Source organism: Paenalcaligenes sp. GW821-LYS-B07-1, from assembly GCF_058803365.1.
Map to the genome: position 1 here is coordinate 2,761,584 of NZ_CM179516.1, position 19,468 is coordinate 2,781,051.

Here is a 19,468-nt window from a genome sequence, read left to right on the forward strand (position 1 = left end):
TGAACCACCATGCACTTACTTCTTTTCAGCATTATCTGCAGCGTAGGCGTTTCCATCTTCCTAAAGCTGGCTCGCCGCTATCAATTAGATATAGGTCAAGCAGTTGCGATCAACTATCTGACGGCTATTTCGCTGTGCCTACTGTTGCTGCTCCCTGATCCCATGAGTGTGCTCTCAGGAAACACGCCATTTTGGGTATTGGGCAGCTTAGGATTTCTATTGCCTAGTGTATTTGTCATCATGGGCAAAGCTGTTGAACAAGCAGGTATAGTGCGTAGCGATGCTGCACAACGACTATCGCTGCTCATTCCGTTACTGGCTGCCGTACTAATCTTTGGCGAGTCCATCAGCGGCATTAAAGGTTATGGCATAGGCTTAGCGTTACTCGCGCTGTTGTGTTTACTATCACGCCCCAAAGCGGCAACCAGCACCCTCACGCAACCCCACAACAATCACGCCTCTCTCTGGCTGATCGTTGTGTGGGTAGGTTTTGGGGTGATTGATATCTTGTTTAAGCAGCTCTCCAAAGCCGGTGCGCAATTTGCAGGCAGCTTGGTTGTTAGCTTTGCCATTGCAGGACTCGTGATGCTGGCATGGCTGCTGCTACAGCGTACTCGTTGGTCTACGCGCAGTCTGCTCTCAGGGTTACTGTTGGGCGCGTTGAACTTCAGCAATATTTATTTCTATATACGCGCTCATCAGCATTACTCCGAGAACCCTACCCTAGTATTTTCTGCCATGAACATTGGCGTGATCAGCATGGGTACGCTGATAGGGGCAGGGTTCTTTAAAGAAAAACTATCCTGGTTAAATATAGTCGGGATTATTTTGGCGGTTGCGGCGATTCTGCTGCTGTTTCCCCGCTAAGTGATTCGTTGGGCTCCGGAGGGGTGAACTCATCCATCTCGGGGCCTTCGTCTTGGATAACGGGGTCGTGAGAAATATCACTGCTAATATCTACCCTAGGATCTAGCACCACCGCCACACTGGACTCAGGCATAGGCACGAACTCAGTAGGCGCATCAGGGCTTAAGTGCTCGCCAGTCACTTTCTGTGGCCGTACAACAAAGATCAACGATGCGCTACATGCGGCCACAAACACATAAAACAGCGCACTGCTTAGGGAGTTCATCAGCACACCCACCAACAACGGCCCAATACAGGCCCCTAAGCCGTACATAATGTACAAGATGGCGCTAAGTCCCACCCTACGTTCTGGATCTACGTTATCGTTCGCCAGCGCCGTACCCAACGGATACAAGGTGAACTGTAAAATACCGATGGCCGCCCCCAACCCCAACAGGACCTGAAACGGGATATCTAGCCATCCCCACAAGGGGATCGCTAGCACCGTCAAACTGATGGCATTAATACGTATCAACGCCACGCGATTGAAACGATCAGCTAACCACCCTACCGGCCACTGGGCCACCACACCTGCTGCTACAGAGACCGCCACAAACAATGCAGCCTCGTCATTACCCAACCCCACTCGCACCCCATACACAGGCGCTAAACCGTAGAATGAGCCAGTAATCATACCCGAGACAAACAGCACTGCCATAGACATAGGCACGCGCTCAAAGTAGTAGCGTGCATTAATAGGTGCAGGCACTTGCAGGGCCGGACTCATACGTCGAGTAAGAGCTATAGGCACCAAACTAAATACCGCACACATGGCTACAAACACCAACGGTTTGTAATCCAACTCGGGGAACAGCGTCAGCACCACCTGCCCTAGCACCGTACCCAAACTGGACATCAACATGTAAAACGCGAACACCACGCCGCGCTTTTCATTATCGGTTTGCTCGTTTAGCCAGCTTTCAATGCCCATGTACTGGGTCACCATGGCCGCACCAGCTAAAAATCGTAGCCCCAGCCAGAACCACATGTTGTCTACGAGTATCTGCGCCAGAATACAGACCGTTAGTATCGCGGCGCTCGCTGCATACGCACGTATATGGCCTACCCCAATGATCAGCCGGTGACCTGCCCGTGCCCCCACCACCAAACCAAAGTAATACGCTGCAATCAGACCACCAATCCACACCTCGGATACGGACTGTTCTGATAACCGCAAACCAATAAACGTATTAAACAGGCCCGAGCCTGTTAACAACACCAATGTTGCCAAATACAAGGAGAAAAATGCGCCTACAGAGCCTGCCATGCCACGGTCCATTTTCTAAAAAATTGCCGACCCAAAGGTCGGCAGATTTACTTCAATCTTTCCCCTTTGTGCACGCAACACCAAGGGGAAGCTTTCTGCCCTACAGCTGTTTCAACAGTGTCTCAGCATCGCTACGCTCGTAGCCACCACCATCTTCCAGATTCAGGATTTTGACCACACCGTCTTCTAGCAATGCAGAGTAACGACGTGAACGTACGCCCAAGCCCTTAGCAGTCAAATCCAGCTCTAGACCCAGCTTGGCTGTCCAATCGCCACTACCATCAGCCAACAGACGTACTTTGCCGTCAGCTTTTTGATCTTTAGCCCATGCGCCCATTACGAATGCATCGTTAACGGCTACGCACCAGATTTCGTCCACGCCTTTGGCTTTGAACTCAGCTGCTTTAGCAATAAAGCCTGGCAAGTGCTGCTCAGAGCAAGTAGGTGTGAATGCACCAGGAACAGCAAACAGTACAATTTTCTTGCCTGCTACTGCATCTGCTACTTGAAAGCTATTTGGACCCAGCGCGCATGTGTCTGTCGCTGTGTGTACGTATTCAGCCAATGTGGCGTTAGGTACTTTGTCACCAACTTTAATTGTCATGGTTTCTCCACCTCATAAACCTGCAAAAACTACGGCTATGCCGCTCACTGTAAATATGATGCCGTATTCTGCATGACAATCGTGTAGACGGCCTCATAACACTGCATCACTCATCTACATGATACAACAAGACCTGGGGGTGACAGGCACCTACCAGGTCTTGTTTGTATCAAGCCATAACCTCTATAGCTAGATTGCTATAGCCAACCAGTCAGTCGTGGGAACCACAAGGTCACTTCAGGAATGAAGGTAATAATCATCAAGAAGGTCAAACCTGTGAGCAACCATGGAACCGTAGACTTGGTCACTTCCGTTAATCCTAGCTTCGATATACTCGACGCCACATAGAGGTTTAACCCCACCGGCGGCGTTGCTAAGCCGATCTCCATGTTGACCACCAACATGATCCCGAAGTGCACAGGATCCATACCCAGCTTCATCGCTACTGGGAACAAGATAGGCGCCATGATCAGAATCAGACCGGATGGCTCCATCACCATACCAATGATCAACAGCAGCACGTTCACGAACAGCAAGAACGCTATCAAACCCATACCCTGATCAACAATCCACGCCGCAATGTTCTGTGGAATTTGCTCTGAGGTCAGGATGAAGGCAAACATCACTGCGTTGGTAATGATATACAGCAGCATTGCACTCATCGCGGCAGATTCCAACACAATCTTACGCACGTCTTTGAGCTTAACGTCTTTGTATACCCACACCGCGATCACGAATGCATACACCGCACTGATGGCTGCCGCTTCCGTTGGCGTGAACACACCGCTGTAAATACCGCCCATCACTACGACCACCAGCATCAGACCCCAAACGGAATCTTTGAAGGCTACCCAACGCTCACGCATGCTAGCTTTAGGCATACGTGGGTAGTCCAGCTTCCATGCACGGTACATAGTGGTAAGACCCAACATACATGCCAAGATCAAACCAGGCACTACACCCGCAATAAATAGCTGACCAATTGAGGCTGTACCGACGCGTACACCATCAGGGCCTTCTACCATCATGCCACTGGTTGCAACGGCGTACATCACCATTACGATAGAGGGCGGCAGCAAAATACCCAGACCACCCGATGTGGACACAATACCGGTACCAAACTGTACTGGATAACCTTGTTTGGCCATCGCAGGAATCATGATGGAACCAATCGCCGCCACCGTCGCAGGAGACGAACCACTAATAGAGGCAAACAGCGCACACGCCAATACCGCAGCCAAACCCATACCACCCGGCAAGTGACCTACCATCGAGGATGCGAATCGAATCATCCTCTGCGCCACCCCGCCGTGGGTCAAAAAGCCCCCCGCCAGAATAAAGAACGGGATCGCCATAATCTCGAACTTCTCAATACCGGTAAACAGTTTGAGAGCAATACTGTCCATGGGCACGCTGGTCATGGTGAACAAGAACGTCATCACCGTCAGACCTAGCGCAATGGATACTGGCATCCCTGTGAGCAGCAGTACGCCTAGCAGCGCGAAAATAATAAAACTGGTCATGCGGATTCTCCGTCTTTCCTCATATCATCCAACCACTCTTCGCCAGGCTCTTCGTGCTCGTACTCACCTCTAGTGAGGAACGCGTACAACGCCTGCAAGAAACGGAAACACATCAACGCCGAACCAGCCGGCACCGCAAGGTAAACAATCCACACGGGCACTTCCAAGTCAGCCGATACCTGGGCTGTCTGGCTGATGCCATAAACGAAGCTGCCGCCAATCCACGCCACCAGTGCAGTAAACAACGCACCACCCAGCAAGGAGATCACGATCAGCACTTTGCGTTTACCTGGTGACACCGCATTTACCAACACGTCTACACCTACGTGGATACCAGTACGCACACCGTAGGCTGCGCCAAACTTAGCCATCCACACAAACAGGTAAATACACAATTCCTGCGCCCACAACATATTCACACTCACCACCGAACGGTAGGCTGAGCGCAGCATGGACGACAACTGTGGATAATCATGTGATCGAGCCCACGCAACCATATCCGCTAGCAGGGACACAGAGTAACGCTGTGTCACGGCCACGAAAATAATCAGTACGGCGGCAATCATCAACGAAGAGATCAATATCTCTTCAAACTTATCTAAAAAACGTAAAAACATGGCTTCTCCGAGACCCGTATACCCCACGCAGCACAGCTACCGTAGGGTGTGGTCAAGCCTATAAGATGTGGTCTATTCCACTGACCTGAAAACCAGAAAAACTGGCGCAGCATTGCGCCAGTTCGTCGTTTGGTTTTTTATTCAACTGCTTTGTACACAGCGTCGATGGTTTCCTGACCAATGCGGGAAGCCATTTGCTGGTGCACAGGGCGCAACTGTTTGATCCACTCTTGACGCTCTGCGTCTGTCAGGTCGTAGAAAATAGTTTTGCCAGACGCTTTCATAGCTGCCAAGGACTCATCGTTTTCTTGCTGAGCGATTTCGTTAGCGTACTCGGTAGCCTCTTCCATCGCTTTTTCTAACTGTGTACGAGTCTCTTCATCCAGACCTTCCCAGAACTTCTTGTTCACGATAACGGCATAGCCCAAGTAACCGTGGTTAGAGTTGGTCGCGTGCTTCTGCACTTCGTGCATTTTCTGGGTGTACATGTTGGATGGTGGGTTCTCTGTACCATCTACCACACCTGTTTGCAGGCCTTGGTATACCTCAGAGAAAGCCATAACCTGTGGTACGGCATCCAACGCTTGCATCTGAGCTTCCAATACTTTGGAAGACTGGATACGCATCTTCAGACCCAAGAAATCATCAGGAGTGTGCAAGGGGGAGTTTGCACTCATAACTTTGAAACCGTTATCCCAATAGGCCAAACCTTTAATGCCTTTAGGCTCCAGTTTTGCCAACAAATCTTTACCGACTTGGCCGTTAGTCACTTTACGCAGATCATCTTTGCTTTCAAAGATAAATGGCAAATCGAATACTTCAAATTCACGCACGCCCAATGGACCAAACTTAGCCAGAGATGGAGCTAACATTTGCACTGCACCCAATTGCAAGGCTTCCAGTTCCTCTTTATCCTTGTACAGTTGGGAGTTTGGGTATACCTCAACAACGACTTTGCCACCGGTATACTCTTCAGCCAGTTGTTTAAAACGGTCTGCACCTTTACCTTTTGGTGTATCAGGGGCCACCACGTGACTGAATTTGATCACCAGCGGATCTGCAGCCCATGCGCTAGATGCCATTAGTGCTGAAGCAACCAGCGTCAGTGTAAAGATTTTTTTCATTTATCCCCTCCGTGACCCTGCAGGTCTATTTGCAAGCGTTATAAAAAAACAGATAGACCGCAGAGTAAAAACATTTTTTCTCTTCCTCTATTGTGGAAATCCGAAGTAAGTACCTATATGCGTATTTTTAGCAGCACTTTTCAGGGTAAACACCTAAGCGGTTCATCCAGGCTGAATGCCTTTATGAGCTACGCACCGATTTTAGCTATCGCTATTATCGTGATCCTGATTACGCTGTTTATTCTGTTATTACGTAAAGATCGTGTTGATGAGTTACGCACCAAGCTGATTGAAGATGCCTTATGGGTAGAACAAAACTTATTCTTCCAATTACGCACACATGAAGAAAACATTGAGCGACTGGCACAAGAAATTAGTAAAGGACAAGACCCCGAGGTATTACTCACACGCTTGCAGCATGTGAAAGATATTCACCCCGAATTACAAATCATCAGTTGGTTTGACCAACAACGCGAAGAACCTCTCACGCTACCCCGAGGCTATAACCCGCTACCAGCGACAGACCCCTTACCGCGTTTCAAAGCATGGTTTCCTGCCCGCCAAGATGAACAACTCAACGAAATACTGGTAGATTTCCAAGCTCCTATTTTTGGGGCGAACAATCAACCTACTGGACTGTTACGCACCTCCCTATCACTGAACCAGCTACTGACCAGCCAAATACCGTGGTGGGTAGCCGGCCAGTATGAAATTGTGCTAGTGGATAACAATAGCGACAGGGTCATTGCCAGGCGCGTCAACACTACGCTCAAAACCAGTGAGCTTAGCTACAGCATGTCGGTAGACCCACCACTGCACGGCGTACGGCTGCAGTTAAAACCCTATACGTCAGGCTCTACCTCTACCCAAACACTACTGATCATCGTGATCGTAGGCTTGGCGATTTTTGCCATCATCAGTTTATTGGTGCAGTACTACTACGCCCGCAAACGCCAACAAGCAGAACAAGCCCTACTAGATGAGCAAACCTTTAGGCGAGCCATGGAAAACTCCATGACTACCGGTATGCGTGCTCGTGATCTAGATGGCCGTATTCTGTATGTGAATCCGGCCTTCTGTAGATTGGTAGGCTGGGAAGCCAATGAAATTATTGGTCTTGCGCCTCCTATGCCGTGGTGGCCACCTGATATGGTGAATGAAACGCTAGATAGGCATTATCAACAAAATCGCATGCCTACCGCCCAAAGCTTTGAAACACGCTTTCAGCATCGTGACGGCTCTATCCTAGATATACAGGTGCACGAAGCCCCGCTGATTAATAATCAGGGTAAGCACATGGGGTGGATGGGCTCTATTATTGATATTTCATCACGCAAAGCCCAAGAAGAACGTACTAGCCAACAAGCCGAGCAGCTACAAAAAACCGCCCACTTAATGAGTATGGGTGAGGTGGCCTCAACCTTGGCACACGAACTGAATCAACCCTTATCCGCCGTTGCTAGTTATGCAGCAGGTTGCCTGAACTTACTGGAAGATACGGACAGTAGCCCTGACGATCTGCGCAGTGGCCTGAAAAATCTTGCTGCGCAAAATAAACGTGCAGGGGAAATCGTTCGACGCACTAACGACTTTGTACGTAAGCGTGAGCCATTGCTGAAGCAAGAGCAATTGCGGCCTATTGTGCTTGATAGCCTAAGCTTTATCCACAATGAAATGCTGAAGCACAAAGTACGTGTCACACTGGATATTCCCGAAGCAGATCTGTATGTGATGGCAGACCGCATCATGATTGAACAAGTGCTGTTCAACCTACTACGTAACGCACTGGAAGCTATCAAAAACCAGCCACTTGATCAGCGTAAAATAGACATCAACATTCAAACTCGTGGTCAGCACGCCTTAATAGCTATCAGCGATCAAGGGCCTGGCGTTGCACCTGAAATGATGCCGCTGCTGTTCCAACCATTTTCCACCAATAAGGTCAATGGCATGGGAATAGGATTAAACATCTGTAGATCCATCATTGAACTTCACCGAGGTACGTTATGGTATGAGTCTTCTGCCAGCCACGGTGCCACCTTCGTCTTTACCTTACCGCTCGCCAAACATGACTAACGCACGTTCACCAGCCATCGTACATATTATTGATGATGATCAGGCTATACGAGACGCCCTAGCATGGTTGTTCAAAACCCGTAAAGTGCCTACTGAGCAATGGGACTCGGGCGAAAGCTTTCTGCAAGCTTGGCATCCCGAGCTAAACGGCTGTTTGCTGCTCGATATACGTATGGAAGGCTTATCTGGCCTAGAGGTGTTTGATAAGTTGCTAGAAAAAGGGGCTACGCAACCTGTGATCTTTTTAACAGGGCACGGCGATCTGCCCATGGCGGTAGCATCACTCAAACGTGGTGCAGTGGACTTCATTGAAAAACCCTTCAATGACAACGACCTTGTGGATAGAGTGCTGGAAGTTCTCAAAGACTATCAACTGCACCGTGATGAGCACCTACGCCAACTAGAGTGGCATGACAAACTTGCCTCATTATCAGCGCGTGAAAAACAAGTACTGCAACTGGCGCTGCAAGGCATGCTGAACAAACAAATTGCCGAAATACTGGATGTCAGTATGCGCACCATTGAAGTGCACCGCGCCCGTATTTTGGAAAAGACGGGCACCAAGAATTTATTGGAATTAGCCCGTATCTGTGGGAACGAACATTTCCTACCCACCGATAACCTTGAATCCTGAGCCAGTTCAATACTGTGCCACCATGACATGCCTATAATAAGGCAACCCAGTAGATTAACCCCTAGCTTCTGTTTCTCATCATGGCGAATACACCTTCCTCTACCGGCTTCGGTATCCCAGGCTCAGACGCCCGTTTGAGCCACCTTGACGAAAGCGGCAGCGTTCGCATGGTGGACATCAGCCATAAAAACCTCAGCGCCCGCTCAGCTACCGCATACGGACGTGTACGTCTGGGCGAACACGCCTTTGCCCTACTCTCTGCACAAGATAACGCTAAAGGTGAAGTGCTTACCACCGCACATATTGCCGGGATTCAAGCCGCCAAACGCTGCGCTGAACTCATTCCTTTATGCCATAGCCTACCGTTGGCTGTGGTCTCCATAGAATTCACCATTGACGCCCCCAACAGCAGTGTGATTATTCACGCCACCTGTAAAACCACTCATGGTACCGGGGTAGAAATGGAAGCCATGACCGCATGTAGCGTGGCTGCACTGACTATTTATGACATGTGCAAAGCCGCCGATAAAGGCATCGTGATTGAAACGCTGCGCCTGTTGCACAAATCAGGTGGCAAAAGCGGGGAATGGCATGCTACAGAGGAATCCTCTCATGACTAATGCATCGTCCATTACTGTGCTGTATTTTGCCCAAGTAGCAGAGCTTATAGGCACACGCCAAGAAAACTGGCCCTTATCTGCCGAGTTGTCGGTAGCTGATTGGGTTGAAAGTCTGGTTGCTCGCTATCCACAATTAGCACCACTGCAACGCCGACTAAAAATTGCCGTCAATCAAGAATACGCACACAAGCAAACGCTAATTCGCGTCGGTGATGAAGTCGCCGTGTTTGAGCCTGTCACAGGAGGCTAATGATGGTCACCGTACAAGAAGCCGATTTCAACGCGCAAGAACTGATACAGCAACTGTACGACCAGCACCCCGGCCATACTGGTGCTTTGCTGAGCTTTATTGGTTACGTACGCGACTACCAACCCGAACACCCTACTGAAGCCCTGATACTGGAACACTATCCGGGTATGTGCGAACGCGAAATCGAAGCCCTTTGCACGCAAGCCAAAGAACGCTGGGATATCCTCGACACCCGTGTCGTGCACCGCGTTGGCACCTTGCACCGTGATGAACAAATTGTGTTTGTGGCCGTCAGCAGTATTCACCGTGGCGAAGCTTTCAAAGCCTGCGAATACATTATTGACGCGCTCAAAACCCGCGCACCTTTCTGGAAACGCGAACAACTACAAGACGGCCAAAAAATCTGGGTACAGCAACATGAGTCTGATGCCCAAAAAACTGCTTTATGGGATAACGACTGATCATGAGCCTGCTAGATTTTGATATTGCCCAACAACGCCTGGTAGACGCAGGCAAACCGTTAGATCGCACAGAGTCAGTTCAGTTGCAGCATGCCCGAGGCAGAGTGCTGGCAGAAACCGTAAATGCCGCATTGAACATCCCACCTGCCGATAACAGCGCCATGGATGGCTACGCCATTCGTTTTGCCGATTACCACGCCGATAAAGCGCTGCCCATACAACAACGTGTGTACGCTGGTGATGTGCCTGAAGCACTGCAACCTGGTTATGCGGTACGTTTGTTCACTGGCAGCTTAATTCCCGCCAATGCCGATACGGTCGTCATTCAAGAGCTGTGCTCAGAAGAAGATAACCAACTGCGTATTTTGGAAGCTCCAATCAAAGGGCAGCACGTACGTTATGCCGGCGAAGACATGGCACAACAGCAACCCATTTTGCAGCGAGGTACCTTGCTAGACAGCAGCCACATTGCCATGTTGGCAGCACAAGGTATTGTTGACGTCCCTGTGTATGGTCGCTTGCGCGTTGGGATTCTCACCACAGGCAACGAACTCACTGAGCCCGGCCAACCTTTAAAAACCGGGCAAATTTATAACTCCAATGCCTCTATGTTGCGCGCCTTAGCGCAAGAAATGCAGACAGAGGTTACGCACGTTATACACGCCCCCGATACCTTAGAAAGCATTCAGGCAGCGTTAGAAAAACTCAGCCATGACTGTGATCTCGTGCTGACGGTAGGTGGTGTGTCCGTGGGTGATAAAGATTTAGTCAAACCTGCTATTGAAGCCGCTGGCGGTGAGTTACAGCTGTGGAAAGTACGCATGAAACCCGGCAAACCCGTCGCGCTGGCTAAGCTGAACAACACACCTATCATTGGTCTACCGGGCAACCCCGTATCGGCGTATGCGGTATTTGCCTTGATGGTGACACCTCTGGTTCGTGTACTGCAAGGTCGCTCACAAGCCTTGCCTCGTACCAGCTATGGCAAGCTAGACTGCGATGCAACTCTGCATGGGACCCGCGAAGAGTTTTTACGCGTGCAAGCCATTACGCATGAAGATGGCTCGTTGCACCTCACGCCCTACCCTCAACAAGGCTCTGGCATTATTAGTTCTTTAGCATGGGCTACAGGCTTGGCTAGAGTACCTGCCGACACAGATGTCACACCAGGCACTCAAGTACGTTATTACGACTTTGCCCACTGGTGCACGTAAGCACCCAGCGATTGGCAGCTAGCGGCGTAGTGATTGCGCTTGCTGCCAATCTTCAGGCGTATTCACATTCAAGAATTCCGCCTCAGCAGCTTCACCAAAGTGCACGGCTTTAGCATTCACCGATGCATACCAACTTTGTACGCGACGCTCGCCCTGAGACAAATAGTCGTGTAAAGACTCTACCAAATCAGTACGTAACAAGGCGCAGAGTGGATGCGCTTGTGCTGCATACGCATAATGAATAGCAACAGCAGGCGACAGCGACGCTTGCTGCACTAAGGTGGTAATCACCTGATCCGACACAAAAGGGCTGTCCACGGGGAGGGTCACAATGCAGTCAGCCTGACTACGACGCATCACCGCTAACATTCCTGCCAACGGCCCTTGAGCTTCGTATTCACCGTCACCCACCACGTCCCCCCAAGCCGCATAATCGACCTGATGCGCATTGGCGCTAATAAAGAGTTTCTGACAATAAGGGCCTAAACGTTTGGCAGCATGGCCAGCAAAAGATAGTCCCTCTAGTGTGAGCAAACCTTTATCTACTGCCCCTAAGGCTTGCATGCGGCGGGATTGCCCACCCGCTAGAATCAGGCCATCAATACGCATCTCAACCACCTATGTAGCTCATCTCTACTTTTTCTGCCTTGTGCCCTACTTCGCCACGCACCTCAGAATAACGGTCTTTTCTGGCTCGCCATGTACCTGCTAATAAGCCCGCCAATGCATCATCGGTAGCACCCGCTCGTAGCGGACCACGTATATCCACACCTTGGGAAGCAAATAAACATAGGAATAAGCGTCCCTCTGGGGACAGGCGTATACGGGAACAGTCGCCACAGAAAGGCTGGGATACACTGGTAATCATACCCACTTCACCGGCGCCATCCAGATAGCGATAGCGCCCTGCCACTTCACCTGTGTAATTCGCTTGCACAGGTTCTAGTGGGTGGTGTTCATGAATACGAGAAACGATCTCGGAGCCTGTAATCACTTCCTTCATGTTCCAGCCATTGCTATTACCCACATCCATATACTCAATGAAACGCAGTATATGTGGCGTATTGCGGAAGTATTCGGCCATAGGCAAGATTTGATCATCGTTCAAACCCTTGCGCACCACCATGTTAATTTTGACGGGGAAGAGACCTTCAGCACTCGCTTTTTCTATGCCATCCAATACTTGGCGCACCGATACTTTGCTATCGCTTAAATGGGTAAAGCGTGCATCTTCTAAAGCATCCAAACTTACCGTGACGCGGTTCAAGCCTGCCTGCTTCAAGTCGCGCGCTTTTGCGGCCAGTAAAGTGCCATTGGTCGTCATGGCCAGCTCTACCGGTTTACCCTCAACGGTGCGCAACTGGGCCAACATGTGTACTAAATCTTCCACACGTCTGCGCAGTAATGGTTCACCGCCAGTTAAGCGTATTTTGCGTACGCCCATGCGCACGGCTAATTCCGCTACACGGGTGATTTCTTCAAAACTCAATAACTGTTTTTGCGCTAAGAACTCGTGCTCTGGCCCGAAGATCTCGCGCGGCATACAGTACGTACAACGGAAATTACATTTATCCGTAACGGAAATACGCAAATCATGCAGTGGACGCCCTAACTGATCCCTCACCCCGCTTTCGGCAAGAGGGATCACTCGTGGTGACGCCTGCTTGGGAGACGAATTTGTCATGCTTGTAGTGTGCTGATTAATGTGTGTCAGGCTTTTATTCATTTCCCCTCCGCAGTACCGTAACGGAGAAATTACTTTATGGTTCCATTATCAGCCATCACGCTGATTTTGAAGCTCTTTCGCAGCAGAAGTGTTGCGCATACCGTTCGCTAGGCTACGATATAGCGGGCAACTTCTCCGTACCAAAAGCCTCGTCCAAACTCATAACCGTACCGATGCCTTCAGCCTGATAGCCTATTAACTGACTCATATAGCCGCGGTAATCGTCGCCTCGTATCAAGGCTAAAAACCGCTTAATCAGTTCAGACTCCAGGATGTCTTTGTGTACTGCGAAGAAGTAACGCTCTCTGGCGATAGGGATGAAATCCAGCCCACATCTACAGGCAGCCGTTTCTACCCCGAAGCCCACATCAGCCATGTCGCTAGCAACGTGTGCTGCCACCGCCATGTGAGTTAGCTCGGTGCTGTCATAACCTTGAATATTGTTGGAATCCAGATTTAAGTCTTGAATAATCAGCCCCAACAAATGACGCGTACTAGAACCTATTTGCCGGTTCACAAAACGCACATCGGGACGCAATAGATCTTCTACACCACGCACCCCTTTAGGGTTGCCATGCTGCACAAATAATCCGGTATTGCGATCACTCAAGAAAATCAGTTGGTGCTGATCAGGACGCAACCATGCACTGTAATGGTGCAGCGCCTGAGACTGGTACTTACCGAGTGGTACTTGGAAACCCGCAATGTCGCACTCACGTCGTAACAGCGAGTTCAAGGCTTCTATAGCTGTTCTATAGCGTAGTTCTAGAGGCAAATACGATAAGTCATTTGCCAGACGCATCAAGCCCTCTACCGCAAAACCATGACTGGCATGCAAACGCAAACGTGGTGGTTCGGTCGCATACAACCTAGAGAGTTCTTCTTGCAGTTCAGACGCCATGCTTTCTAACATAGGCATCAATCGCGCATGCACACGGCGGTTTGCCCACAACAATCGTTTGGCAAATTGCGTTAGGGTTGTCCCTTGTCGGCGTGATGTCTCAAGTAGCGTGGCTTGGAACTGTTGCTCGGCCTGACGCAACACGCCCCATGCATGGCGGTACGACAAGGAACAGGCTTTAGCCGCCCCTGTAATATTGCCGGTACTTTCAATGGCAGCCAATAAATTCAACACTTCGCCTAATCTAAAGGCGGCGCCATCGTGATTTTCCAATACCCATTCGGCCTCAATTTGGGCCTTAAATTGGTTGCTCATCTACTGTCCTTTTGATGAGTAATAACCCTTAATTATGTAATTTTCTGCATATTACGCTTGTCTAATATGCAAGTGCTTTCCTATTGATATATTTGCATTTGCTTTGTAGATTAAGGAAAAACATTATTTATATTATGCAAATAAATTCATATAAGCAACCTCAGAATACCCAAATTCTGATGTTTTAGGATGTACACCATGCATATCCCCTCTCATGCCAGTCAGTTCGAACCCGCTGACGGCCAGTATCAGGCAATCGTGGACGCTGCTATCGCCGCCCATGCCCACAAAAAGGGTAATTTGCTACCTATCCTGCACCATGTACAGGATGAAATCGGCTACCTACCAGACAGCGTAGTCGTGTTGGTCGCTCGTGCACTTAGCCTATCGCGTGCAGAAGTACATGGCGTGATCACTTTCTACAGTCATTTCCGTCAGAAACCGGCTGGTAAACACGTGCTGGAAGTCTGTATGGCCGAGGCCTGTCAGGCCATGCGTAGCGAGGCGCTAGCTGAGCACGCACGTCAAAAGCTGTCCTGTGATTTCCACCAAACTTCGCCCGATGGCGAAGTCACTCTTGAGCCTGTGTACTGTTTGGGCCTCTGTGCCCAATCTCCTGCTGTGATGCTGGATGGAAAACCGCACGCACGCATGAACCCAGATCGCTTGGATGCACTGCTTGCCAAGGAAGGAGCACAGAAATGAGTACAGCCCCTTTACGACTTTATGTACCCGCCGACACTGCCGCCATTGCCATGGGTGCCGACGAGGTAGTTGCTGCCATTCTGCAACACGCTGCACAGAAAAATGTCAACGTTGAGCTAGTACGTAATGGCTCACGCGGCATGCTGTGGCTAGAACCGTTGGTTGAAGTCAGCACACCTGAAGGCCGCGTTGCATTCGGTCCCGTGACCCCTGATGACGTAGAAAGCCTGTTTGCGGCTGAGTGGAAAACACACCCTCTGTGCCATGGTCTAACCGAAGAAATCCCTTACCTGAAAAACCAAGAGCGTCTGACTTTCGCCCGTGTGGGTGTGATTGATCCACTGAACCTGGATGAGTACCAAGCTCACGGTGGTTTTGAAGGCTTAAAACACGCCCTAACCATGGCACCGGCTGACATCGTCAAAATGGTGACGGATTCTGGTTTGCGTGGACGTGGTGGTGCGGCCTTCCCTACAGGTATCAAATGGAATACCGTTCTGAACGCTAAAGCAGACCAAAAATACATTGTCTGTAATGCCGACGAAGGTGACTCCGGTACGTTTTCTGACCGTTTATTGATGGAAGGCGACCCCTGTACGCTGATTGAGGGCATGACCATTGCTGGTTTGGCAGTGGAAGCCACCTCTGGTTATATCTACGTGCGCTCCGAATACCCATTGGCTATTCAGGCACTAGACCAAGCCATCAAACGTGCTTATGAAGCGGGTTGGTTAGGCAACAACATTGCCGGTAGTGGCAAAACCTTTGACCTAGAAGTGCGCAAAGGCGCTGGCGCTTACATTTGCGGTGAAGAAACATCGCTGTTGGAAAGCTTAGAAGGTAAACGCGGTGTGATCCGCTTCAAACCACCACTGCCAGCACTGCAAGGTTTCTTGGGCAAACCTACTGTCGTCAACAACGTAATCTCGCTGGCTTCGGTGCCTACCATTTTGGCTAAAGGCTCTGAATACTACCGTGATTACGGTATGGGTCGTTCACGCGGCACCTTGGCATTCCAATTGACAGGCAACCTGAAACAAGGTGGTCTGGTAGAAAAAGCCTTTGGTATTACCCTGCGCGAACTGCTGTATGACTACGGTGGTGGTTCGGCAACTGGCCTGCCTTTACGCGCCGCCCAAGTGGGTGGTCCGTTGGGTGCTTACCTGCCTGAAAAACACTGGGATGTACCCATGGATTACGAAGCCTACGCTGCCGTATCCGCGATGGTAGGTCACGGTGGTATTGTGGCCTTCGACGAAACCGTAGACATGGGCCACATGGCTGAATACGCCATGAAGTTCTGTGCCATCGAATCCTGTGGTAAATGCACCCCCTGTAGAGTGGGTTCTACCCGTGGTGTGGAAGTCATTCAGAAAATCCGCCGTAACGAAAAACGTGAAGACAACGTAGAACTGTTGCGCGATCTCTGTGACACCATGCTTGCTGGCTCACTGTGTGCATTAGGCGGCATGGCCCCTGTGCCTGTGCTGTCCGCCCTTGAGCACTTCCCCGCCGACTTTGGTCTGGAATCAAAGGCAACTGCCGACGCCAGTCAGCAACCCGCCTAAGGAGCCCACTATGCTAGAAACAGTTGCCGTACGCGAACGCGATCTAGGGACTCCGGCATCCCTAAGCACCACCATGATTGAGCTGACCATTGATGGTCAACACGTTGTGGTGCCTGAAGGTACGTCTGTGATGCGCGCTGCAGCCATGAGCGGCATCAATATTCCTAAACTCTGTGCATCCGACATGCTGGAGCCTTTTGGTTCTTGCCGTGTCTGTTTGGTAGAGATTGAAGGTAGACGCGGTACGCCTGCGTCATGTACTACCCCTGCCGAACAAGGCATGGTGGTAACAACCGAAAACGAAAGACTGAACAAACTGCGTAAAAACGTGGTTGAGCTGTACGTTTCTGATCACCCACTGGACTGCTTGATGTGTCCTGCTAACGGTAATTGCGAACTGCAAGACACCGTGGGTGTGGTGGGCCTGCGTAATGTTCGTTACGGCTTTGAAGGCGCTACACACGTACACGAAAGCAAAGACACCTCTAACCCGTACTTCACTTACGACTCATCGCACTGTATTGTGTGTAGCCGTTGTGTGCGTGCCTGTGAACAAGTACAAGGTACCTTTGCACTGACCGTAGAAGGTCGTGGTTTTGAGTCCCGTATTGCGGCAGGTCAGAGCGATAACTTCATCGACAGTGACTGTGTCTCCTGTGGCGCATGTGTACAAGCTTGTCCTACTTCGGCACTAATGGAAAACTCCGTTATTGACCTAGGTCAGCCAGAACACGCCGTCATCACAACCTGTGCTTACTGTGGCGTAGGTTGTGGCTTCAAAGCTGAAATGAAAGGCGAAGAAGTAATACGCATGGTGCCGTGGAAAGACGGTAAAGCCAACCGTGGTCACTCCTGCGTTAAAGGCCGTTTTGCTTTCGGTTACGCCACACACTCAGATCGTATTCTGAAACCCATGATCCGCAAGAGCATCCAAGATGCGTGGACCGAAGTATCGTGGGAAGAAGCACTGAATTACGCAGCATCTGAAATCCGTCGTATTCAAGATAAATATGGCCGTGACTCTGTAGGCGGTATTACCTCATCACGTTGTACTAACGAAGAAACCTACTTGGTTCAGAAGTTGGTGCGTGCGGCATTCGGTACCAACAACGTGGATACTTGCGCTCGCGTATGTCACTCACCTACCGGTTATGGTCTGAAGCAAACACTGGGCGAATCCGCTGGTACACAAACCTTTGACTCGGTGATGCACACCGATGTGGTAATCGTGATTGGTGCCAACCCTAGCGATGCTCACCCAGTATTCGCGTCACGCCTGAAACGCCGTATCCGCGAAGGCGCACGTCTGATCATTGTTGATCCTCGTGCTACTGAGCTGGTGGATTCTCCACACATCAAGGCCGACTTCCACTTGCCACTGCGCCCAGGCACTAACACTGCCATGTTGACAGCATTGGCACACGTGATTGCTACCGAAGGCTTGATCGCTGAAGAGTTTGTACGCGAACGCTGCGAAGACCAGTCCTTTAACGACTGGCGTGAGTTTGTCAGCCGCCCCGAGAACTCCCCAGAAGCCACGGAAGACGTTACTGGTGTTGCTGCGCATTTGGTACGTGGTGCCGCACGCTTGTACGCGACTGGTGGTAACGGTTCTATTTACTACGGTTTGGGTGTTACCGAGCACAGCCAAGGTTCTACAACCGTGATGGCTATTGCTAACTTGGCGATGGCTACCGGTAACATTGGCCGCGAAGGCGTGGGTGTAAACCCTCTGCGTGGTCAGAATAACGTGCAAGGTTCGTGTGACATGGGTTCATTCCCGCACGAGTTGCCTGGCTACCGCCACATTTCCAACAACGAAGCACGTAGCGAGTTTGAAAGCGAATGGGGCGTAACGCTGCAACCTGAACCAGGTCTGCGTATTCCTAACATGTTTGATGCAGCCCTGAGCGGCTCATTCAAAGGCTTGTACTGTCAAGGTGAAGACATTGTTCAGTCTGACCCTGATACACAGCACGTTGCAGCAGCCTTGGCATCAATGGAGTGCATTATCGTTCAAGACTTGTTCCTGAACGAAACCGCTAAGTACGCTCATGTGTTCTTGCCTGGCTCTTCCTTCATGGAAAAGGACGGTACGTTCACTAACGCCGAACGCCGTATTTCTCGCGTACGCAAAGTGATGGAACCCAAAAACGGCATGGCAGACTGGGAAGTTACCTGCGCGTTGTCCAACGCCTTGGGTTACCCCATGCTGTACAAACACCCACGCGAAATCATGGACGAAATCGCACGCCTCACACCTACCTTTACGGGTGTGTCGTACCAGCGCATTGACGAGCTGGGCGGTAGCGTACAGTGGCCATGTAACGCCGAAGCGCCTGAAGGTACCCCAACTATGCACATTGATGAGTTCGTGCGCGGTAAAGGTAAATTCATCATTACACAGTACGTACCTACGGATGAGCGCAGTACCCGCAAGTTCCCCTTGCTGCTCACTACCGGTCGTATCTTGTCGCAATACAACGTGGGTGCACAAACCCGTCGTACCGCTAACGTGGCATGGCACAAAGAAGACATTCTGGAGCTACACCCACACGATGCGGAAGACCGTGGCATTCGTACCGGCGACTACGTAGCGGTGAAAAGCCGTGCTGGTGAAACTGTACTGCGTGCTACGGTGACATCCCGTATGCAACCCGGCGTGGTCTACACCACGTTCCACTTCCCTGAATCGGGTGCAAACGTGGTCACCACCGACAGCTCCGACTGGGCCACTAACTGCCCTGAGTACAAGGTAACGGCGGTGCAGATCAGCAAAGTAACGTCTGGCCAAGTATCCGACTGGCAGTCTCGCTGGTCACGCTTCAACGAAATCCAACAACAGTTGTTGGACGAAGCGCGAGCTCCTGAAGCGGAAACAACCGCTGCAGTGGCAACAGCACCTACCAGTCAGGAGAAAAAGCCCGCACTGAGTACCCAGAACTAAGAGTGGGAGG

18 protein-coding genes are annotated in these 19,468 nt (G+C 50.5%); 10 read left to right on the forward strand and 8 right to left on the reverse strand.

Annotation, left to right across the window (positions count from 1 at the left end; genetic code table 11):
- The first annotated feature begins 9 nt into the window (after nucleotides 1-9).
- Nucleotides 10-867 (forward strand): EamA/RhaT family transporter, encoded by an 858-nt coding sequence (locus AC3QL0_RS13350; RefSeq protein WP_493008920.1) that lies wholly within the window; start codon nucleotides 10-12, stop codon nucleotides 865-867.
- On the opposite strand, the gene AC3QL0_RS13355 is transcribed toward AC3QL0_RS13350, so the two are convergent.
- The 5 genes from AC3QL0_RS13355 to AC3QL0_RS13375 form a co-directional block, all read right to left on the reverse strand.
- Nucleotides 824-2,173: an MFS transporter gene (locus tag AC3QL0_RS13355; protein ID WP_493008921.1), complete on the reverse strand. Its 1,350-nt coding sequence runs from the start codon at nucleotides 2,171-2,173 to the stop codon at nucleotides 824-826. The two genes, AC3QL0_RS13350 and AC3QL0_RS13355, sit on opposite strands and share 44 nt — an antisense overlap.
- A gap of 100 nt (nucleotides 2,174-2,273) precedes the next feature.
- The gene (locus AC3QL0_RS13360) at nucleotides 2,274-2,777 is read right to left on the reverse strand and encodes a peroxiredoxin (protein WP_135863995.1); all 504 of its coding nucleotides are present in this window, start codon (nucleotides 2,775-2,777) and stop codon (nucleotides 2,274-2,276) included.
- 197 nt (nucleotides 2,778-2,974) lie between these two features.
- Nucleotides 2,975-4,300, reverse strand: a complete 1,326-nt coding sequence (locus tag AC3QL0_RS13365) for a TRAP transporter large permease (protein WP_493008922.1) — start codon at nucleotides 4,298-4,300, stop codon at nucleotides 2,975-2,977.
- A complete protein-coding gene (locus AC3QL0_RS13370; protein WP_493008923.1) occupies nucleotides 4,297-4,917 on the reverse strand; it encodes a TRAP transporter small permease in 621 nt (206 codons plus the stop codon). Before AC3QL0_RS13370 ends, AC3QL0_RS13365 begins: the two co-directional genes overlap by 4 nt.
- A gap of 137 nt (nucleotides 4,918-5,054) precedes the next feature.
- Entirely contained in the window at nucleotides 5,055-6,041 is a 987-nt protein-coding gene (locus tag AC3QL0_RS13375) for a TRAP transporter substrate-binding protein (RefSeq protein ID WP_493008924.1), read from the reverse strand.
- A 183-nt stretch (nucleotides 6,042-6,224) separates the two neighbouring features.
- Here AC3QL0_RS13375 and AC3QL0_RS13380 point away from each other — a divergent pair, with 183 nt between their 5' ends.
- The 6 genes from AC3QL0_RS13380 (at nucleotide 6,225) to AC3QL0_RS13405 (ending at nucleotide 11,296) form a co-directional block, all read left to right on the forward strand.
- A complete protein-coding gene (locus AC3QL0_RS13380; RefSeq protein ID WP_493008925.1) occupies nucleotides 6,225-8,117 on the forward strand; it encodes a PAS domain-containing sensor histidine kinase in 1,893 nt (630 codons plus the stop codon).
- Nucleotides 8,110-8,751, forward strand: a complete 642-nt coding sequence (locus tag AC3QL0_RS13385) for a response regulator transcription factor (RefSeq protein ID WP_493008926.1) — start codon at nucleotides 8,110-8,112, stop codon at nucleotides 8,749-8,751. Before AC3QL0_RS13380 ends, AC3QL0_RS13385 begins: the two co-directional genes overlap by 8 nt.
- An 80-nt stretch (nucleotides 8,752-8,831) precedes the next feature.
- Complete coding sequence (gene moaC / locus AC3QL0_RS13390) at nucleotides 8,832-9,371, forward strand: cyclic pyranopterin monophosphate synthase MoaC (protein WP_493008927.1); 540 nt, start codon at nucleotides 8,832-8,834, stop codon at nucleotides 9,369-9,371.
- The gene (gene moaD / locus AC3QL0_RS13395) at nucleotides 9,364-9,621 is read left to right on the forward strand and encodes a molybdopterin converting factor subunit 1 (RefSeq protein ID WP_430222749.1); all 258 of its coding nucleotides are present in this window, start codon (nucleotides 9,364-9,366) and stop codon (nucleotides 9,619-9,621) included. The genes moaC and moaD overlap by 8 nt, the downstream gene beginning before the upstream one ends.
- Before the next feature lie 2 nt (nucleotides 9,622-9,623).
- Nucleotides 9,624-10,082 (forward strand): molybdenum cofactor biosynthesis protein MoaE, encoded by a 459-nt coding sequence (locus AC3QL0_RS13400; RefSeq protein ID WP_493010995.1) that lies wholly within the window; start codon nucleotides 9,624-9,626, stop codon nucleotides 10,080-10,082.
- A gap of 8 nt (nucleotides 10,083-10,090) precedes the next feature.
- Nucleotides 10,091-11,296 carry a molybdopterin molybdotransferase MoeA gene (locus AC3QL0_RS13405; protein WP_493010996.1) on the forward strand — a complete coding sequence of 402 codons (1,206 nt, stop codon included), beginning with the start codon at nucleotides 10,091-10,093 and terminating at the stop codon, nucleotides 11,294-11,296.
- Nucleotides 11,297-11,314: 18 nt separating this feature from the next.
- Here AC3QL0_RS13405 and mobA read toward each other — a convergent pair whose 3' ends face one another.
- The 3 genes from mobA to AC3QL0_RS13420 form a co-directional block, all read right to left on the reverse strand.
- A complete protein-coding gene (gene mobA, locus AC3QL0_RS13410; RefSeq protein ID WP_493008928.1) occupies nucleotides 11,315-11,905 on the reverse strand; it encodes a molybdenum cofactor guanylyltransferase MobA in 591 nt (196 codons plus the stop codon).
- Nucleotide 11,906: 1 nt separating this feature from the next.
- Nucleotides 11,907-12,980, reverse strand: coding sequence for a GTP 3',8-cyclase MoaA (moaA, locus tag AC3QL0_RS13415; RefSeq protein WP_493008929.1), 1,074 nt, complete (start codon nucleotides 12,978-12,980; stop codon nucleotides 11,907-11,909).
- Between the two features lie 154 nt (nucleotides 12,981-13,134).
- On the reverse strand, nucleotides 13,135-14,238 hold the full coding sequence (locus AC3QL0_RS13420; RefSeq protein ID WP_493008930.1) for a substrate-binding domain-containing protein: 1,104 nt from the start codon (nucleotides 14,236-14,238) through the stop codon (nucleotides 13,135-13,137).
- Between the two features lie 198 nt (nucleotides 14,239-14,436).
- On the opposite strand from AC3QL0_RS13420, the gene AC3QL0_RS13425 reads away from it, so the two are divergent.
- From AC3QL0_RS13425 to fdhF, 3 genes are read left to right on the forward strand one after another with little or no spacing between them, the layout of a single operon-like run.
- On the forward strand, nucleotides 14,437-14,943 hold the full coding sequence (locus tag AC3QL0_RS13425) for a formate dehydrogenase subunit gamma (protein WP_135866643.1): 507 nt from the start codon (nucleotides 14,437-14,439) through the stop codon (nucleotides 14,941-14,943).
- The gene (locus AC3QL0_RS13430; protein ID WP_493008931.1) at nucleotides 14,940-16,511 is read left to right on the forward strand and encodes a formate dehydrogenase beta subunit; all 1,572 of its coding nucleotides are present in this window, start codon (nucleotides 14,940-14,942) and stop codon (nucleotides 16,509-16,511) included. The genes AC3QL0_RS13425 and AC3QL0_RS13430 overlap by 4 nt, the downstream gene beginning before the upstream one ends.
- A 10-nt stretch (nucleotides 16,512-16,521) precedes the next feature.
- Complete coding sequence (gene fdhF, locus AC3QL0_RS13435) at nucleotides 16,522-19,458, forward strand: formate dehydrogenase subunit alpha (RefSeq protein WP_493008932.1); 2,937 nt, start codon at nucleotides 16,522-16,524, stop codon at nucleotides 19,456-19,458.
- Nucleotides 19,459-19,468: the final 10 nt, after the last annotated feature.

Coding starts and splice junctions, on each gene's coding strand:
- AC3QL0_RS13350 (WP_493008920.1), top strand. CDS start 10: ATGCACTTACTTCTTTTCAGCATTATCTGCAGCGTAGGCGTTTCCATC.
- AC3QL0_RS13355 (WP_493008921.1), bottom strand. CDS start 2,173: ATGGCAGGCTCTGTAGGCGCATTTTTCTCCTTGTATTTGGCAACATTG.
- AC3QL0_RS13360 (WP_135863995.1), bottom strand. CDS start 2,777: ATGACAATTAAAGTTGGTGACAAAGTACCTAACGCCACATTGGCTGAA.
- AC3QL0_RS13365 (WP_493008922.1), bottom strand. CDS start 4,300: ATGACCAGTTTTATTATTTTCGCGCTGCTAGGCGTACTGCTGCTCACA.
- AC3QL0_RS13370 (WP_493008923.1), bottom strand. CDS start 4,917: ATGTTTTTACGTTTTTTAGATAAGTTTGAAGAGATATTGATCTCTTCG.
- AC3QL0_RS13375 (WP_493008924.1), bottom strand. CDS start 6,041: ATGAAAAAAATCTTTACACTGACGCTGGTTGCTTCAGCACTAATGGCA.
- AC3QL0_RS13380 (WP_493008925.1), top strand. CDS start 6,225: ATGAGCTACGCACCGATTTTAGCTATCGCTATTATCGTGATCCTGATT.
- AC3QL0_RS13385 (WP_493008926.1), top strand. CDS start 8,110: ATGACTAACGCACGTTCACCAGCCATCGTACATATTATTGATGATGAT.
- moaC (WP_493008927.1), top strand. CDS start 8,832: ATGGCGAATACACCTTCCTCTACCGGCTTCGGTATCCCAGGCTCAGAC.
- moaD (WP_430222749.1), top strand. CDS start 9,364: ATGACTAATGCATCGTCCATTACTGTGCTGTATTTTGCCCAAGTAGCA.
- AC3QL0_RS13400 (WP_493010995.1), top strand. CDS start 9,624: ATGGTCACCGTACAAGAAGCCGATTTCAACGCGCAAGAACTGATACAG.
- mobA (WP_493008928.1), bottom strand. CDS start 11,905: ATGCGTATTGATGGCCTGATTCTAGCGGGTGGGCAATCCCGCCGCATG.
- moaA (WP_493008929.1), bottom strand. CDS start 12,980: ATGACAAATTCGTCTCCCAAGCAGGCGTCACCACGAGTGATCCCTCTT.
- AC3QL0_RS13420 (WP_493008930.1), bottom strand. CDS start 14,238: ATGAGCAACCAATTTAAGGCCCAAATTGAGGCCGAATGGGTATTGGAA.
- AC3QL0_RS13425 (WP_135866643.1), top strand. CDS start 14,437: ATGCATATCCCCTCTCATGCCAGTCAGTTCGAACCCGCTGACGGCCAG.
- AC3QL0_RS13430 (WP_493008931.1), top strand. CDS start 14,940: ATGAGTACAGCCCCTTTACGACTTTATGTACCCGCCGACACTGCCGCC.
- fdhF (WP_493008932.1), top strand. CDS start 16,522: ATGCTAGAAACAGTTGCCGTACGCGAACGCGATCTAGGGACTCCGGCA.